Annotated in this window: 7 protein-coding genes; all 7 read left to right on the forward strand. The window is 64.2% G+C overall.

Annotated elements, in window-relative coordinates; genetic code table 11:
* Positions 1-41: 41 nt before the first annotated feature.
* A complete protein-coding gene (locus tag AC07PR_RS00505; protein WP_495134007.1) occupies positions 42-965 on the forward strand; it encodes a spherulation-specific family 4 protein in 924 nt (307 codons plus the stop codon).
* A 203-nt stretch (positions 966-1,168) separates the two neighbouring features.
* Positions 1,169-3,385, forward strand: a complete 2,217-nt coding sequence (locus AC07PR_RS00510; RefSeq protein ID WP_495134008.1) for a type I secretion system permease/ATPase — start codon at positions 1,169-1,171, stop codon at positions 3,383-3,385.
* The gene (locus AC07PR_RS00515; protein ID WP_495134009.1) at positions 3,382-4,878 is read left to right on the forward strand and encodes an HlyD family type I secretion periplasmic adaptor subunit; all 1,497 of its coding nucleotides are present in this window, start codon (positions 3,382-3,384) and stop codon (positions 4,876-4,878) included. Before AC07PR_RS00510 ends, AC07PR_RS00515 begins: the two co-directional genes overlap by 4 nt.
* Complete coding sequence (locus AC07PR_RS00520) at positions 4,878-6,161, forward strand: glycosyltransferase family 4 protein (RefSeq protein ID WP_495134010.1); 1,284 nt, start codon at positions 4,878-4,880, stop codon at positions 6,159-6,161. Before AC07PR_RS00515 ends, AC07PR_RS00520 begins: the two co-directional genes overlap by 1 nt.
* A 172-nt stretch (positions 6,162-6,333) precedes the next feature.
* Positions 6,334-7,047, forward strand: a complete 714-nt coding sequence (locus tag AC07PR_RS00525) for a hypothetical protein (protein WP_495134011.1) — start codon at positions 6,334-6,336, stop codon at positions 7,045-7,047.
* Entirely contained in the window at positions 7,044-7,976 is a 933-nt protein-coding gene (locus tag AC07PR_RS00530) for a hypothetical protein (protein WP_495134012.1), read from the forward strand. Before AC07PR_RS00525 ends, AC07PR_RS00530 begins: the two co-directional genes overlap by 4 nt.
* Before the next feature lie 209 nt (positions 7,977-8,185).
* Entirely contained in the window at positions 8,186-19,066 is a 10,881-nt protein-coding gene (locus AC07PR_RS00535) for a calcium-binding protein (RefSeq protein WP_495134013.1), read from the forward strand.
* Positions 19,067-19,121: the final 55 nt, after the last annotated feature.

Here is a 19,121-nt window from a genome sequence, read left to right on the forward strand (position 1 = left end):
TCCTAGACTCCGTTGGTCATTCACCACGACCAGGGGATCTCATGAAGCAAGCCACACGGCTGACCGCGCGTCCGACCACGCTTTTCAACACGTTCTCCCGACTTTCTGCCGTCGTCGCGCTCGCGGGCGCGGCGGCCGGTGTCGCGACCACGGCCACGGCGGCGCCGACCGGTTTCGGGCTGATCGCCTACTGGGGCGAGACCGCCAGCACCTACGGCGGCCAGGTGCCCTCGGGCAGCTATGTCGTCATCAATCCCAACAGCGGCGCGCAGGGCCTGAGCGCGAGCCAGATCACCAACTGGAAGGCGGTCATCGCCAACATCCGCGCGCAGGGCGGCAAGGTGCTGGGCTATGTGCCGACCGGCTACGACCGCAACACCGCCGACGAGCTGACCCGCTACAACGCGATCCCGACGGAGCTCTCCGCCTACAAGAACACGCTGGGCGGCGTGGACGGCTTCTTCTTCGACGAGGCCGCGCACGACGACGCCGCGCTGACCGACGCGCAGAAGTGCAGCGGCACGCCGACGAAGTGGGCCAACGTGCGCTCGATGGTGTCGGGCTCGGGGGCAGGCGGCATCAAGGTCTGGAACGCGGGCTGGCCGGGCGCGAGCGGCTGCTTCGTCAGCGCGGCGCAGTCCGGCGAGCACATCGTGATGTACGAGGCCGCGTACGCGGACTACCTCAGCGGCGCGAGCTGGCTCAACGGCGACGTGCAGAACCTGGCGACCTCACTCAACGTCAAGACCTGGCTCCTCATCCACTCCGCGACGCAGGCGCAGATGCAGGCGACGCTCAAGGGCACGACGGCCAACTACGTCTACGTGACCAGCATGACCTACAACCCCAGCCTGCCGTGGGGCGGTCCGATCTGGAACTACACGCCGACGTATTGGGGCAATGACACGACCAGCGGGGCGGAGAGGTGGTGTCTGAAGAGCCTGAAGAGCGGCGGGAGCTGCTGAGCGGCAGGCAGCCCATCAACGCGTCTTGAACGCCGCCCGCTGCATCGACAGGGCGGGCGGCCACGCTGCTGATGGCATCCGTCGGTGTTTCCCCGACACCCTCCGAGGAGGGGTTTGTCCACCTCGGTTCATCCCCGTAGCATCCCGACCGCAATGAATAAGAGCCGCTAAAGACGGCAATCGGGATGATTTCAAATCAGGGAATGGCGGACGCGCACGAGGGTGCGTCCGGTTCGGCTGCCGCATTGGCGGTCGGGCGTGGGACCGACGAGACATCGTCGGAAGTGGACCGGGACGGTGCGCTGCGCGCGTTGTGCATCGTGGCGCGCATGCATCACGTGGCGGCGGATGCGCCGTCGCTGCGGCACGCACTCGGCCTGGGCGCCAGCGATGGGCCGACGACGCAAGACCTGCTCCTCGCCGCCAAGCGGCTAGGGCTCAAGGCCAAGCGCTCGCAGACGACGATCGACCGTCTGAGCCTCGCGGCGCTGCCCGCGCTCGCGACGTTGCGGGACGGTCGCACGGTGGTTCTGGCGCAATGCGACGGCAAGCGCGTGCTGTTCATGGATCCGACCGGCGACGAGGCGTCGGCACGGCCCACGATCGAGCCGGTCGAGACCTTCGCCGCCGAATGGACCGGGGAACTGATCCTCGTCACCAGCCGCGCGAGTCTGGCCGGCGATCTCGCGAAGTTCGACTTCTCCTGGTTCATCCCGAGCATCGTCAAGCACCGCCGCCTGCTGGGCGAGGTGCTGTCGATCTCGCTGTTCCTGCAGCTATTCGCGCTGGTCAGCCCGCTGTTCTTCCAGGTCGTGATGGACAAGGTGCTGGTGCACCGCGGCCTCACCACGCTGGACGTGCTGGTGATCGGCCTGGTCGTGATCATGGTGTTCGAGAGCGCGCTCAACATCCTGCGCTCCTACGTCTTCAGCCACACGACCAGCCGCATCGACGTGGAGCTCGGGTCGCGGCTGTTCCGGCATCTGCTGAGCCTGCCGCTGGCCTACTTCCAGGCGCGGCGCGTGGGCGACTCGGTGGCGCGCGTGCGCGAGCTCGAGAACATTCGCCAGTTCCTGACCGGCAACGCGCTGACGCTGGTGCTGGACGTGCTGTTCTCGGTGATCTTCATTGCGGTGATGTTCAGCTACAGCGCGACGCTGACGCTGATCGTGCTGATCTCGCTGCCGCTGTACCTGATCCTGAGCCTGTCGATCGTGCCAGTGCTGCGCGGGCGCCTGAACGAGAAGTTCGCGCGCGGCGCGGAGAACCAGAGCCTGCTCGTCGAGACGGTGACCGGCATCCAGACGGTCAAGGCCAGCGCGCTGGAGCCGCAGATGGCGCGCAAGTGGGACGAGCAGCTGGCGGCCTACGTGTCGGCGTCGTTCCGGACGCAGACGCTGGCGCAGTACGGCAATGAAGGCATCAACCTGATTGGCAAGCTGGTGAACGCCGCCACGCTGTGGTGGGGCGCCCACCTGGTGATGCAGGGCGATCTGAGCGTGGGTCAGTTCATCGCCTTCAACATGTTCGCCGGTCGGGTTGCGCAGCCGATCATGCGCATCGCGCAGATGTGGACGGACTTCCAGCAGACGGGCATCTCGATGGCGCGGCTGGGCGACGTGCTGAACACGCGCACCGAACTGCGCTCGCAGAGCGCCGGCGCGATGCCGCGCGTGCGGGGCGACGTGACGCTGGAGAACGTCACCTTCCGCTACCGGCCCGATGCGCAGCCGGTGCTGCACGGCGTGGACCTGTCGGTGCAGGCGGGCGAGGTCATCGGCATCGTGGGCCGCAGCGGCTCGGGCAAGAGCACGCTGACCAAGCTGCTGCAGCGGCTGTACGTGCCCGAGTCCGGCCGCGTGCTGGTCGACGGCCAGGACATCGCGATGGCGGACGCGACGCAGCTGCGTCGCCAGGTCGGCGTGGTGTTGCAGGAGAACATGCTGTTCAACCGCTCGGTGCGGGAGAACATCGCGATCGCCGACCCGGCCGCGCCGATCGAGGCCGTGATGCAGGCGGCCAAGCTGGCCGGCGCGCACGACTTCATCGCCGAACTGCCGGAGGGCTACGACACGGTGGTGGGCGAGCAGGGGACGGGCCTGTCGGGCGGCCAGCGGCAGCGCATCGCGATCGCGCGGGCGCTGTTCGGGCAGCCGCGGGTGCTGATCTTCGACGAGGCCACGAGCGCGCTCGACTACGAGAGCGAGGCCATCATCCAGAAGAACATGCGGGCGATCTGCCAGGGGCGGACGGTGTTCATCATCGCCCACCGCCTGAGCGCGGTGCGCCATGCCCACCGGATCATCGCCATGGAGAAGGGCCGCATCGCGGAGATGGGCAGCCATGACGAGCTGATCGCCAAGCCGCAAGGGCTCTACGCGCATCTGTGGCGCATGCAGGGCGAAGGAGGCTCGGAATGAGCGCCGAAGTGATCGAGGGGGCGGGGACGCCTGACATGCGGGCGACGCGCGACGGTGCGGATGCGCCGCAGGCGCCGCGACACCCGCTGCGCGAGCTGCTGGGGCGCTACGCCGCGGTGTTCAAGGCCGCCTGGGAGCGGCGCGAGGAACTCGCCGGACCGCGCCGCATGGCCGACGAGCGGGCCTTCCTGCCCGCCGCGCTGGAGCTGCAGGAAACGCCGCCGCATCCGGCGCCGCGCCGCATGGCGATCGCGATCTGCGCGCTGTTCGTGATCGCGCTGGTGTGGGCCATCGTCGGACAGATCGACATCGTCGCGGTGGCGCAGGGACGGATCATCGTCAGCGACCGCAGCAAGACGATCCAGCCGCTGGAGACCAGCGTCGTGCGCGAGGTCTTCGTCAAGGACGGGGACAAGGTGAAGGCGGGGCAACTGCTGATCGCGCTGGACTCGACGATGACGGAAGCGGACAGCCACCGCGTCGACAAGGAACGCGTGGCGGCCTTGTCCGAGGTGCTGCGATCGCGCGCGCTGCTGCAGGCGTTGACGGGCGGGGGCTCACCGCAGCTCGCGGAGGCGTCGATGACCTCGATGCCGCGCGAGGATGCCAACAGCGCACGCTTCCAGCTGCAGAGCGAGTGGGCGGACATCTCCGCCAAGCTCGCGAAGCTGCAGGCGGAGCTGGAGCGCCGCGATGCGGAGATCGCGACGGCCAAGCAGGTCGTCGAGAAGCTGCAGAGCACGGTGCCGATGGCGCAGCAGCGCGAGCGCGACTACAAAGCGCTGAGCGACCAGGGCTTCGTTGCGGGCCATGCGGGGCAGGACCGGACGCGGGAGCGGATCGAGCAGGAGAAAGACCTCGGCACGGCCATCGCGCGTCAGCGTGAGACGCAGGCGGCGCTGGCGGAGTCGCGCGGATCGACGGCGTCGTTCAAGGCGGAGACGCTGAGGACGCTGCGGGATCGCGAGGCGCAAGCGGACCTGAAGCTCAAGCAGCTCGCCGAGGAAGGCGCGAAGGCCAACAAGCGCAACCAGCTGACGAAGCTGACCGCGCCGGTCGACGGCACGGTGCAGCAGCTCGCGGTGCACACGGCGGGCGGCGTTGTGACCGAGGCGCAGGTGCTGCTGGTGCTCGTGCCCGAGGAGGCCGAGGTGACGGCGGAGGTCGTGCTCGAGAACAAGGACATCGGCTTCGTGCGCGCCGGCCAGGAGGCGGAGATCAAGCTCGAGACCTTCCCGTTCACGCGCTACGGCACCGTGCCGGCGAAGGTGAAGAGCGTCAGCGCGGACGCGGTCAACGATGAGAAACGCGGGGCGATCTTCCCGGTGACGCTGGTGCTGGGGCAGGGCGCCATCGACGTCGATGGACGCCCGGTGCGACTGACGCCGGGGATGAACGTGACGGCGGAGATCAAGACCTCTCAGCGACGCGTGATCCGCTATCTGTTCGACCCCGTCAAGCAGCACGTCGACGAGAGCCTGAAGGAACGTTGATGCGCGTGCTGATCATTCATCAGAACTTTCCAGGGCAGTTCCGGCATGTGGCCAAGGCGTGGTCGGAGCGGCCGGGTTGGCAGGTGGTCGGCATCGGCCGGGACACGGCGCCCGGCATGCCCGAGCTCGAACGCAGCGGCCGCCTCACGCTGATCCGCTACAAGCCGCATCGCGACGTGGGCAAGGACCAGCATCACTACCTGCGCCGGATGGAGGAGGCCGTGCTGCACGGCCAGGCGGTCGCGCGGGTGCTGCTGAAGCTGAAGGCGAAGGGTTTCGTCCCCGACGTGATCCTCGCGCATCCCGGCTGGGGCGAAACGCTCAACGCCAAGGACGTGTTCCCCGACGCGCGGCTCGTGCACTTCTGCGAGTGGTTCTACAACGCGCCGGCCAGCGGGAACGGGCTTGACCCGGGCTGGCAAGGCGCGGACATCGGCTTCGATCCCGAATTCCCGGTGAGCTTCGACGACCGGGCGCGCATCCGTGCGTGGAATGCGCTGCACCTGCTGAACCTGGAGAACTGCGACGTGGCGATCAGTCCGACGCAATGGCAGAAGGCGCAGCATCCGAAGGCCTACCTCGACAAGATCACGGTGGCGCACGAGGGGATCGATCTCGACGGGCTGAAGCCGGATCCCGAGGCGCGGATGACGATGCCCAACGGCGCGGTGCTGAAGGCGGGTGATCCGGTGATCACGTACGTCGCGCGGAACCTGGAGCCGTATCGCGGCTTCCATCAGTTCATGCGGGCGCTGCCGGCCATCCAGCGGGAGCACAAGACCTGCCACGCGGTGATCGTGGGCGGCGACGAGGTGAGCTACGGCAGGGCGCCCGCGGCAGGCAAGACCTGGCGCCAGGTGATGCTGGAGGAGGTCGGTGAGCGGCTCGATCCGGCGCGCACGCACTTCCTCGGCAAGGTGCCCTATGCGGACTACAAGCGCGTACTGCAGCTGTCAGCGGCGCATGTGTACTTGACGTATCCGTTCGTGCTGAGCTGGTCGATGCTGGAGGCGATGGCGACGGGGTGTGTGGTCGTCGGGTCGGATACGGCGCCGGTGCGAGAGGTGATCGATGACGGCGTCAACGGCATGTTGGTCGGCATGTTTGATCAGGCTCGTCTGTCGGAGCGGACGCTGGACGCGCTGACTCTGTCGGCGGCGGAACGTCAGCGGATGAGCGCTGAGGCAAGACAGCGCGCAATGAGTTTTGGCACTTGGGCTGGCATCTGTGCGGTGGAGGCTCTTTGCGTCGGCGAAGAGCTGCAAATGATGCGGAGGGCTTGATGTGGGTGTAATTTCCCGGAGCGAGTTCGCGAGAGGGCCTAGATTGATGAATACCGAGCTTCGATACTTGAATCAGTGGGGTGCCCGGGCAGCTTTGCTACTCGGCTTGGCACTACTTGTTGCATGCGGGAGTTCCTCGCAGCGGCAAGATCAGGGGCCGCAACAACGGGAAATGCTCGCGAAGCGTGAACGCGCCATGCAGATGTGGAAGGCGCGTTGCGAAAAGTCCGGAGTCTTCATTAAGAAGACGATCGAGAACGTCGATGGAATATATCTCATGAGGGTTCGAGTTCGATCAAATTATGGAGAGACGGCTGAGGATCAATTCGCTCTTGATGATCCTTATGGGCATGATTCAAAAGGTGACAACTACATGAGAAGCTTTCTCCGCGGCGCCCATCCGCGCGCACCCGGCGGTGGTCCTCCGTTTCCAGATGCCCATCGAATTGGTTTTTCGTTTGTCGAGGCTATCGATCCGAAGGACGGAAAGCTATATCGATACCACGGCATTGCGGAAAAACCGTCCGGCGCTGTTCCTCGATTGGAGTTGGTGCAGACGCCCATCCAAGTACGCAGCGCGCGATATGGGGTGCACTTTGAAGACATTTCCACCCGAAATGAACGTGAGTATTGGATAGCTGGGAGCTCATTGAAGGTTATTGATATGGATGCCGGTGAGATGCTTGCAGAGCGTGTTGGGTACATGATTGACTGGGCTCAGGGAAGTAGAGCCGGAAACCGATTGCCGTGGCTCTTCGCTGCAGACAACGCCTGCCCCGATTTCCTTCATGGGCTTCCTAGGCAGTCTCCGGCCTCCGTATCGCAGCCGGGACAGACTCTTGATTTTGTGGAGCTTGTCCTGAAAAATACGGGTGGGGAGAAATGAACGTGACAGAAAAATATTATGTCGAAGGTCAAAAGATGGAAATGCACGACACGAAAATTCTCGATTCAGCGTTCTTTGAGCGTCAAAGCTCAAAGCGATGGGGGATTCTTGCGGCGTCGCTGCTCAGCTTGGCGCTGCTCGTCGCATGCGGGAGTTCGTCAAGGCAAAAAGAACCCGGACCTCAAGAGAGCGAGATACTCGCGAAGCGCGAGCGTGCAATGCAAATGTGGAAGGCGCGCTGCGAAAAATCAGGTGTCTTTATAAAGAAGACGATTGAGAACGTCGAGGGGATTTATCTGATCAATGTTAGGGTGCGGTCCAACCTCGGCGAATCGCAGTCGGATCAGTTTTTGCTCGACGATCCATATGGTCATGACTCTACCGGTGAATATTACATACATAATTTTTTGCGAGGGTTTCATCATCATCCAAAAGGGAAGCCTTCCCCATATAGAGATGCACCTCGCATCGGATATGACTTTGTGGAGGCGGTAGATCCCAAGGACGGCAAGCTATATCGATTTACGAGTCGCGTCGAAGAACCGTGGCAAACAGATAAGAGTTATCTCAAGGGACTTACTCAACTTGTGTTGGACCGACAACCCATCGAGAGGCGCAGTGCTCGATTTGGCGTGGAATTTTCAGATATTTCCACGCGTGCCGAACGTGAATACTGGATCGCGGGCAGTTCCCTAAAGGTTATCGACTTGGATAGCCGCGAAGTGATTGGTGAGCGCATTGGATACATGGTTGATTGGGCGCAGGGAAGCAAGGCGGGGAACCGGTCGCCTTGGCTTTTTGCGGCAGACAACGCATGTCCGAATTTCTTTCACGGTCTTCCAAGGCGTTCGCCTGGTTTTGTATCGCAGTCGGGTCAAACATTGGATTTTGTTGAACTTGTTCTGAGAACAAAATATCGGGAGGAATGATAATGAGCGAACCAATAATTGTTAGCGGCCTGAAAACTGCTGAGCTTAAGAAGTATGCTGACTTGCAAATGGCAGCAGAGGCGTTTTTGGTTGATCCACCGGATGATGTTCTTCGTTCCAATATCCATTTGGCGCTGACGGAAGGAAATGGGCACTCCAGCAAATTCACAGATATTCAGGCAACTGAATTTATTAAGGATTGGGAGGTCGTGGCCCAGAAATCGAGTTTCGGGACGGGCTTCAGTGGCACAGTCTTCCGTGCAAGGCGCGACAATCCACTCACGGGAGTGAAGGGCGGTGAAGTCGTCATGTGCTTCCGCAGCACCGAATTTATCGATGATGCTGCTCGAGACAACGTCGCTACCAATACGCTGGAGATCAAGGGTACTGGATTCGCTTGGGGGCAGCTGCAGGATATGGAGGCGTGGTATCAGGAACTCCGCTCGTCGAATGTCTTGAGCCCCGGAAATTTTTCCGTCACTGGCTACAGCCTTGGCGGACACCTCGCCACTGCGTTCAACGTCATGCACAACGCCGAGGTGAAGCAGGTCGTGACGTTCAACGGCGCGGGCATTGGCGGTTATGACCCTGACAAGACACTGCTCTCATTGGTGAAGAGCTTCGCGGATAACCGAAAGAACGGCTTCCATTTCGATGACCCGACGCTGAACGGTATCTATCAGCGCGCAAGCGCGGCCATGAAGGCCGGCGGCAAGATTTCTGATGCGGATTGGCAAGAACTGGAGTTCATCATCCAGAACGGCCAAAACAATCAGATGGGCGAGTCACAGGCGGTGCTTGACGGCAGGCGCCTTGAACAGGCCCTCAAGCAGGCCTACGAGATCTTCAAGGAGGTCGATCGGCTTCAGAAGGACATCCACAGTCCGACGACGCCGGCAGACATAAAGCTTGCATCCATCGCGCAATACGACTTGGATTATCAGCTGGCGGTAATTGAGGCCGCTAAGAGCTCGGATCCGACAGGGCTGTTGGAGAACCTGATTCAGACATTCCGCGGTCGCGTTGTTCATCAATCGCTTGGCAATCAATTCGATGTCCAAGGCGACACCTCTCCTTCGGCGGTTGCGAATTCCCAGCTTCACGTTGGTGCTGAAGTCCGGGTATTCATCGAGGACCAACCGCTATTACGCGGAACAGTCATCGGTGAGGTCTTGAGTCAATCCTGGAAATGGAACGCCATCAAGCTTCTGGTGAACGGTTACGACCTCAACGACTTTGGCGATACACACAGCCTAGTGCTTTTGGTCGATTCGCTGAGTGTTCAAAACACCCTGCTCAACTTGGTGCCTGAGAATCAGCGGGATGGAGCTGCCAAGTTGATCAGCCAAGCGCTTCTCGACGCCTCGAATCGCCGCAAGGAAACCATCAGGGGCGAACAGGGAAAGTCGGAAGGCGACGTTCTGGAGAGCGTAGTCAATGCGCTTGCCGATCTCTTCCTCGGCGGCTCTGCAGATGGCAAGGGTCGAATCAAAGCCTCGAACGCCGGCAATACCTGGGCGCTGATGGGTGATGAAACCACCGGCCGTATCGCCCTACACAACCTGCTCAAACAGATCCAGGACTCGACGATCTACGAGGACATCGTCGCGGGGAAAGCAATTGCCAAGCTGATCCCCGCTGACGCGTCCAACTTGAATGAACTGGCCCGCAACGACTTCGGTGTCTACGCGGCGCTGTATTCGGGCAGTCCGTTTGCAATCCAGCTCGGAGAGGGTGAGCTCAAGGACGCCGCCATGATCGCCGCCTGGGGCAATGTCTATGAGGACTGGAACGAGGACCGCAAGCGCGTCAAGGGCGAAGGCGCAGAGGGTGAATTGGCCCCGTTGCATGTGACCGACAAGTGGTTGAAGGATCGCGCCGAGTACCTGCGAACATTGAACGACCTGAACGGCAAGAACCTCGACTACGTGAAGGGCGAGGCCGACGGGAACGGAAAGCAGGAGAAGGAGACCGTCGTCGGGCTCTACGACTCCGAGGACGTGATCTGGGAAGACAAGGATCGTGAGATCAAGATCTGGCGCCTGAAGGATGAGAAGGGCGACAGGAAAATCACTGCACGGACTCGCCACATCGTGTTTGGCTCTGACAAGAACCGGACCACGAGCGAGGTGATCGCCGCCACGGAGGGCAGCGACTTCTACTTCGGCGGGGAAGGTAAGGACGAGTTGTTGGGCGGCGCTGCGCGAGACCGGTTGGACGGCGGCGATGGCGACGACAAGCTGGACGGTGGAGATGACAGCGACGTCCTCATCGGTGGCGAGGGGAACGACGAACTTTTGGCTGGCAGCGGAAGCGACGCGCTCTTCGGCGGCGCGGGCAACGACAGTCTGGACGGCGGAGACAACGGTGACTTCCTGAACGGCGGCGCTGGCAAGGACGAACTGCGGGGCGGTAAGGGCGTCGACTACCTCTACGACCAAGGCGGCAGCGACACCACCAAGATGTGGGGCGACGAGGGCAATGACTTCCTCGAGATCAAAGCCGGGCAGGGCGAGGCCACGCTCGAAGGCGGCGACGGCAATGACATCCTGATCGGCGCCGAAGGCAAGAACACGCTCAATGGCGGCACCGGCAACGACAGCATCCGAGGCGGTGGCGAGGTCGACACCATCGATGGCGGCGACGGTGCAGACGTCATCGACGCCGGCGGCGGCGACGACAAGATCACCGGCGGAAAGGGCGCCGACTACCTGAAGGGCGGCGCCGGCAACGACACCTACAACGTCGCCGGGCGCGATTTCGGGGTCGACCTGATCGAGGACGCATCGGGCAACGACAAGATCCTCGCCGACGGCGCCAGCCAAGGGGCCGCAAGTTACGACGCTGACAAACTCGCCTGGATCGGTGCCAACGGCATGGAGATCCGCAAGTACGACGTCGGCGGATCGACCACCCTCGCGCTGAGCTACCCCGGCGACAAGCTCAATACGATCTACCTGCGCGACTGGAGCCCCGGTCGATATGGCATCACCTTGACCGGCGAAGCCGCTGAGCGCGAACGCCCCGACGTCCCTCTCAAGACCTTCGACGCGCTCGCTATCAACAACTTCGTCGACATATCGGACGAGCCAGTCTGGATGGACGCATTCGATGGTGGCGAAGGCAATGACATCCTGTACGGCACAGACGAAGAGAGCGTGATCGTCGGCGGCAACGGCAACGACCTGATCGACGGCTGGGGCGGTGACGACTGGCTGGAAGGCGGCGAAGGCAACGACCTCATCTTCACCGGCGACGGACGGGATGTCGCCTACGGCGGCAAGGGCGACGACGTGATCCGTGCCGGCATGGACTTGCTGGTGATTCGCAACGACGACGAGCTGTACTGGACCGACGACGCGGAGCACTCTTTCTGGCTCTACTCCTACTCGGACAGCCTCGTCACCTCGGCGCCGTACCACTTCATCGACGAAACGGGGCAGATCTATGAAGGCGCCCAGCCGGAGGTGTCGATCTTCGACGTCCACTTCGAGCGCGAGCGCAACGCCAACCCGACCTACGACGGGCTGCTGTGGTGGTTTAACGCGGACTCCTACGACGCCAGTCTGGAGCCGTCGCTGAAGGTCACCTTGACGGTCGGCGACATCTCCCTGGGCGGCGACAAGCACGCCCAGTACGGGCTGTACAACGACGGGACCATCGGTCCCAACTTCGGCAAGCCGATCACCCTGGAGCTCCCCTACGCCCAAGGTGGCCGTCTCCTGACGCCCGGCTCGAACATGCAAGGGGCCGAGCTTCATGGCGGCGACGGCGACGACCTCGTCTACGGCGGAAACAACAACGACAGGCTGTTCGGAGACGACAACAACGACGTGCTCGTCGGCTATGACGGCGACGATGAACTCGACGGCGGCAAGGGAGAAGACGAACTGTCCGGCGGCGCGGGCCGCGACTACCTGAAGGGCGGAGAGGGCAAGGACACCCTCGTCGGTGGCTATGGCGCCGACGTGATCAATGGCGGCGACGACAACGACAAGTTGTTTGGCGATGCCATGAATCTCTACCCGTCGAACGCGCTTCCGCCCGGCATGGATCCGGCGCAGATGGGCGGTGACTACCTCGACGGCGGCAAGGGCAATGACATCGTCTTTGGCAACTACGGCGACGACTACCTGTTCGGCGGTGTCGGCGACGACTCGTTGTCCGGCGGCGAAGACAACGACCACGTCTTCGGCGAGGCGGATGCCGACGCCCTGTGGGGCGGCAAGGGCGACGACTACCTGGACGGCGGCACGGAGAAGGACGCGCTGTACGGCGGCGAAGGCAACGACCTGCTGGTCGGCGGCTCGGGCGATGACGATCTGGAAGGCGAGGACGATGACGACATCCTCGATGCAGGCATCGGCGACGACGTCGCCTTTGGCGGCGGTGGAAACGACATCCTGCGCGGCGGCGAGGGGAAGGACGTTCTTTACGGCGACGGCGGCGAGTCGGCCGACGGCGACGACATCATCGAGGGCGGCGCAGGCAACGATGTGCTGGACGGCGGTGGCGGCAACGACATCTACGTCTTCTCCAAGGGTGATGGTCAGGACATCGTCCGCGACGACGCCTCGAACGGCACGCGCAACCTCCTGGTGTTCAAGTTCGACAGCAAGGAGATCCACTCGCTGAAGCGCGAGGGCGCGGACCTGCTCATCCGGTACGGCGTGAATGACCAGGTACGTGTGACCGGCTTCTACAACGACAAGGCCTTCGGATTGGGCGACTCCTCGGCGAGCGTGGGCGTGTCGGACTCCGGCGTGCCGGGATCGATCGCCGAGATCGCCTTCGAGGATGGGACGGTCTGGGACCGCGACGACATCTTCGCCATGGCGCCACCGCCCCCCGTGGGCGAAGTGCCCCTGGATCCGTTCGCTGCGCTGTCTTCCGTCTATTTCGTCAACGCGCTGGTCTCGCGAGAAGAGATCAAGGCCGCCGGCAAACATGTCCTGAGCTTCTCGTTCGCGAGCATGGCGCCAGCGGAATTCACGGGCGCCTACGCGTTCACCGCCGAACAGAAGCAGGCGGTGCGGGATGCACTGGCGCGCTTCAGCGACGTGCTGGACCTGAGCTTCGTCGAACTCGGAGACGACGCGGCTGCCGACCTCAGTTTCCACTTCGACGACCTCACGAACAACGGGCTCGGTGCGTTCGCCGGCTACGCGGCACCCTCGACGGGCGAGATCCATCTGAACAGCACCTTCTACGCGAAGTACGTCCAGGACGAATTCGGCAACGCCAAGCCGCAACGCACGCTGGATGTCGGCACGGACGGCTTCGAGACACTGCTGCACGAGATCGGCCATGCGCTCGGCCTGAAGCATCCGTTCGAGGCGCCTGTGCTGCCCAACGCCGAGAACACGAACGTCAACACCGTCATGTCATATACGCGTCCTGACGGTCCGGCGACGCAGCTGGCGGCGTTCGACGTCGCGGCGTTGCAGCTGCTGTTCGGCGTGACCACCAGCCTGCATGGCGGAAACGATGTCCACGGTTTCGGCACACGCTGGGTGCAGGACAGCGGCGGCCACGATGTGTTCGACGCCAGCGCCGAAACGCAAGGCGTGTCCGTCGACCTGACCCCGGGATCCTGGATCTTCAAGGGCTCGAAAGCCGCCAGCATCCTGGCCGACAACCAGGCGTTCATCGGCTTCAACACCGTCATCGAGGACGCGATCGGCGGCTCCGGCGACGACACCTTGACCGGCAGCGACGGAGCCAACCTGCTGCAAGGCGGCACCGGCAACGACGTGCTGCGCGGCGGCGCCGGCACTGACACGCTCGTGGGCGGCGAGGGCGCCGATGCTTATGTCTGGGGCGTCGGCAGCGACACCGACGTGATCGCGGACGGCGGCACATCGTCGTCGGATCTCGACACACTGCGCGTGGCGGCCGGCCTCGGCGCCGCCGATATCGCGCTCGCGCGCATCGGCGATGATCTGGCCGTCCTGGTCCGCGGCAGGGAAGACCTTGTCCTTATCACCAACCACTTTACGGGCAACGCGATCGAGCGCGTCGTCTTCGATGACGGCACCACCTGGGACGCCGCTGCCATCCTCTCGCATGTCGCGACCGGTACCGGTGAGGGTAGCGACTTCTATCCCGGCACCGATGGCGACGACCTGATCGACGGCTTCGGCGGCGACGACGTGCTGATGGGACTCGGCGGCGCGGACACCCTCCGCGGCGGCGCGGGCAACGACACGCTGCGCGGCGGCGACGGCAACGATTCGCTGTACGGCGACGGCGGCGTGGATGTGCTGGAGGGCGGCGCAGGCGACGACCTGCTGGCCGACGGCGAAACCATGAGCGGCGGGACCGGTTCCGACACGTACATCTGGGGCTCCGTGTCCACCCTGTCCGTGATCCGGGACGTCGCCGACAACGGCGACGACATCGACACGCTGAAGTTCTCGGGCGGCATCCTGCCCAGCGATGTCGTGCTGAGCATGTCGGGCAACGATCTTCAGATCTGGGTAAAGGGCACAGAGGGCGGTCTTACCGTCGCGGGCCAGTTCGCCTGGGGCAACGCCGGCGTGGAGCGCTTCGTCTTCGAGGACGGCACGATCCTGGACGGCGGCATGCTCTGGGGATACATGAACGTTCCGATGCAGGGCACCGCGGGCAATGACAACGTCGTGCTCGGCCCCTTCGGCAACACCTTCTCCGCTGGCGCCGGCGACGACATCGTCGACGGTCTCGACGGCAACGACGTCCTCAAGGGTGAGAGCGGCAACGACACGCTCAAGGGCGGAGCGGGCTTCGACGATCTGGCCGGTGGGACGGGCCAGGATCTGCTCCTGGGCGGCGACGGTGACGACTACCTGGACGGGGGCGACGGCAACGACACCCTACATGGCGACGGCGGCAGCGACCGACTCGACGGCGGCGGCGGCAGCAACGTGCTCCACGGCGGCGATGGCAACGACTTCCTGTCGTCCACCGTGCCGTTCGCCAGGGACACGATGTACGGGGGGCAGGGCGAAGACAACTACACGGTGTCGTACAGCTACAGCGCCGCCAGCGAGGTGGTGTCGATCGACGAGTCGACCACCTCCAACGATCGCTACGTGGCCTCGATGGCCGGGCCGGTGAGCAGCTTCGTCAACCAGACCTGGACCATCAACGACGCCGGCGGTTCGAACGACCAACTGGACTTCGGCGGCTACTTCATCAACGCCGCATCGACGGCGATCCGCGTGGCCGGGACCAGCCTGACGCTCACCGGGATGAACCTGAAGATCGTCATCAACAATGCCTTCGACGCCTTCGACGCCTTCGGCAACAAGGCCGAGGGTGCGATCGAGAAGCTCACGCTGGGCGACGGCACCGTCTACACCTTCAACCAGATGGTGGCCGCTGCGCTGACGTCCACCGGCGGCAACGACTCGATCATGGGCTTCGCCGGCAACGACGTGCTGGATGGCGGCGCGGGCCGGGACACACTGGACGGCGCGGCGGGGAACGACGTGCTGCGCGGCGGCGCCGACTTCGACCTGCTGCGGGGCGGCATCGGCGACGACACGCTGGAATCCGGCGTCGGCGGAGGCAGCCTGAACGGAGGGGCCGGCAACGACACCTTCATCGTCCGCGGCGGCGACGGCGCGGTCGACATCTCCAACGACGCGAACGACAGCGGCTTCGATACGCTGCTCATCGATGCCGGACCGGCCGCGTTGACGGTGTCGCTCGAGCCCGTCTCGCAAGGATCCGACGAAGACGTCATCGTCATCCGCTGGCGCGACGGGTCGGCGTCCGTACGATTCAACCTGGATGCGACTGCGACCTCGCTGTCCACCGTGATCGAACGCGTGCGCTTCGGCGACGGCAGCGAGCTCGACTTCGCCGCGCTGACTGCCGCGCAGTTGACCTCACCGACCGCGGCGGAGGATCTGCTCCGCGGCACGGGCGCCGGCGAACTGCTGCGAGGCCTGGACGGCAACGACACCCTGTACGGACGGGGCGGGCCGGACACGCTGGATGGCGGCGGCGGCGACGACCTCCTCGTCGGCGGAAACGGCGATGACCTTCTCATTGGAGGTATCGGCAACGACGTGTTCAACGGTGGCGCCGGTCGCAACATCATCGAGCTGTCCAACGACTCCGGTCAGGACAGCGTCCGGGTCGAGAGCGACGCGGCCAACATGCTGAAGTTCACGGCCGACGTCGATCCTGCCTCGGTGCACGCACGGTGGAGCGCCGGGATGCCGATCTACCTGAACGCCTACGAGTCGCAGGGCGGCCAGGTGTCCGCGCTGCGGTGGGCCACCGCGCTGAACCTCGCGTATGGCACGAGCGGAAGTTCGTTGACCATCGACGCCGCGAACCATTTGTGGACGCCCCAGGAGGCCGTCTTCTCGCAGGGGCGCTTCGGTATCGACGGCGTGCAGTTCGCGAATGGCAGCTCCCGCTCGCTCGACAGCCTCGTCGCGGAAGCCAACACCGTGACCCCAGGGGATGATCTGCTGCTGGACGCGCTGGAGACCAACACACTGTCCGCAGGCGCCGGAAACGACACCCTCTACGGATTCGGCGGAGCCAACCAACTGCAAGGCGGAGAAGGCGACGACCTGATCCTGGGCGGTGACGACGACGACGCGCTGCTTGCGGGCGGGATCGGCAACGACACGATCGTGGGCGGCCTGGGTTCCGACCTGCTGAACGGGGGCGACGGGGACGATTTCCTTTCCGCAGGCACGAACCGGTTCGGCGCTGGTCTGCCGTGGAACTCGCGCCTTCCCGACTCGCAGCACGCGACGGATCGCGACACGCTGATCGGTGGAGCCGGCAACGATATGCTCATGGCCGGAGATCGTGACGTGGTGTTCCAGTTCGGAAAGGGCTTCGGTCACGACTTCGTCTCGGCGAGCCAATCCCGTGGCTTCACCAGCACCCTCCGGTTCGACAGCAGCATCGACCCGGCCGACGTGCAGTTCTCGCGCGGCATTCAGCGTGGCTTGGTCATCTCGATCAGGAACAGCAGCGACGTGATCAGGATCGCGGACTTCTTCGAATACGAAGATGTCGGAGACACCCCGTCGGGGGGCTACGCGACGACGCGCTTCGAATTCGCCAACGGCAGCACGGTGCTTGCCAGCGAGGTCGCCGGCCGCCTGGTCCCGGTCCACACTCCGGAAGCAGATGCGTTCCTGGGGACGGACGGGGACGATGCGCTGTTCGGCGACAAGCCGTTGGACCGGCTCCTGGGCGGGTTGGGCAACGACACCTTGAGCGGACCCGGCCTTTTGCTGGGGGCGGAAGGCGACGATACGTATCGCTTCGACTTCAATCGGCATCCGTCGCTCGCGGACCTGCCATCGGACTCCGACGTGATCATCGATGACCGCTACGGCGTGAACACCCTGATCGTCGGTGCCAACGTCAATCCGGACGACCTGATCGTCGAGGCCGGCTACTACGCAGGCTATAACCAGTCGAACTATGGCTACCTGCTGCAGTCGAGGGTGTCCGGCGCCCGGTTGACGATGATCGGCGGCGTCTCCGTGCAGTTCGGGAACGGTGTCGTCTGGGGCGAGGCCGAACTTCTCGCGAAGGCTTCCGAACGTTATGGCACCGCCGGAAACGACACGCTGGAAGGGGACGGCTACGACAACCGGATGAACGGTCTGGCCGGCAACGATTCGCTGCTCGGTTACGAAGGCAATGACACGCTCGACGGCGGTCAGGGCGTCGACACGATGAAGGGCGGCGTCGGCGACGACCTCTATGTCGTGGACAACACCGGCGACGTGGTCACTGAGTCCTCCAACCAGGGAACTGACAAGGTCCTGGCGGGCGTGACCTACACCTTGGGCAGCAACGTGGAACAGCTGACGCTGACAGGCACCTCGGACATCAACGGCACGGGCAACACCCTGGCCAACGTCCTCACCGGCAACGCCGGCGCCAACGTCCTGACAGGCGGCACCGGCAACGACACGATGAGCGGTGGGCTCGGCAACGACACCTACGTCGTCGACGTGACTGGCGATGTCGTGAACGAGAACGCCAACGAGGGCATCGACCTGGTCCAGAGCGCCGTGAACTGGACGCTCGGAGCGAACGTCGAGAGCCTGACGCTCACAGGTTCCGGCGCGACCAACGGGACCGGCAACGGGCTCGACAACGTGCTGACCGGCAACGGCAGCGCCAACAAGCTGGACGGCGGCGCGGGCAACGACTCGCTGGTCGGAGCCGCGGGTGCCGATTCGCTGACCGGCGGAACGGGCAACGACACGCTCGACGGCGGTGCCGGCAACGACACGATGCTGGGCGGCGCCGGCGACGACAGCTATGTCGTCGACGCCACGACCGACGTGATCACCGAGAACGCTTCCGAGGGCACCGACACCGTGCTGACCTCGGTCACGCTGACGCTGGTCACGAACGTCGAGAACGTGACCCTGGCGACGGGCACGTCGGCCCTGAGCGCCACCGGCAACGCCGCCAACAACGTGATGATCGGCAACGCCGGCGCCAACACGCTGACGGGCGCGGCCGGCAACGACACGTTGCGCGGCGGTCTCGGCAACGACACGCTCAACGGCGGCGCCGGTGCCGACCTGTACCTGTTCGACAAGGGAGACGGCACCGACACGATCCAGGACAACGACTCGACGTCGGGCGTGCTGGACCAACTGACCTTCGGCGCCACCATTACCCGCACGGGATCGACCTTCAAGAAGGTGAACAACAACCTGGAGATCACCTTCTCGGGCACCACGACGGACAAGGTGGTGGTCAAGGACTGGTACCTGGGCGCGGCCAACCAGGTCGAGCGGGTCGTCTACGCGGACGGCACGGTGATGACCAACGCGCAGGTCAACACGGCGGCAGGGCAGGCGGCCAGCGCGAAGACAGCGATGGTGAAGACCAGCGCCGATCGCGAGCTGGTCGACACCTATCAGGAACGCCTCATCGCCAGCGGCGCGGATGACGCCGGATTCGACCAGACGGTGACGCGTCAGGCCGATGCGTTGATCGAGGCGATGGCGGCGTTCTCGGGCTCGTCGGGCATGGCCATGAACGCGTCGTTGCCCGTCTACACGGGCGAGCATCGCGACCAGTTCGCCGTCTCGGCACGTTGAGTCAGACCGCTCGCGCGGTCTTCGAGGGGCTCACGGGCTATCACGTCCGTGAGCC

The sequence above is a fragment of the Roseateles sp. GW821-FHT09H11 genome (assembly GCF_059415845.1).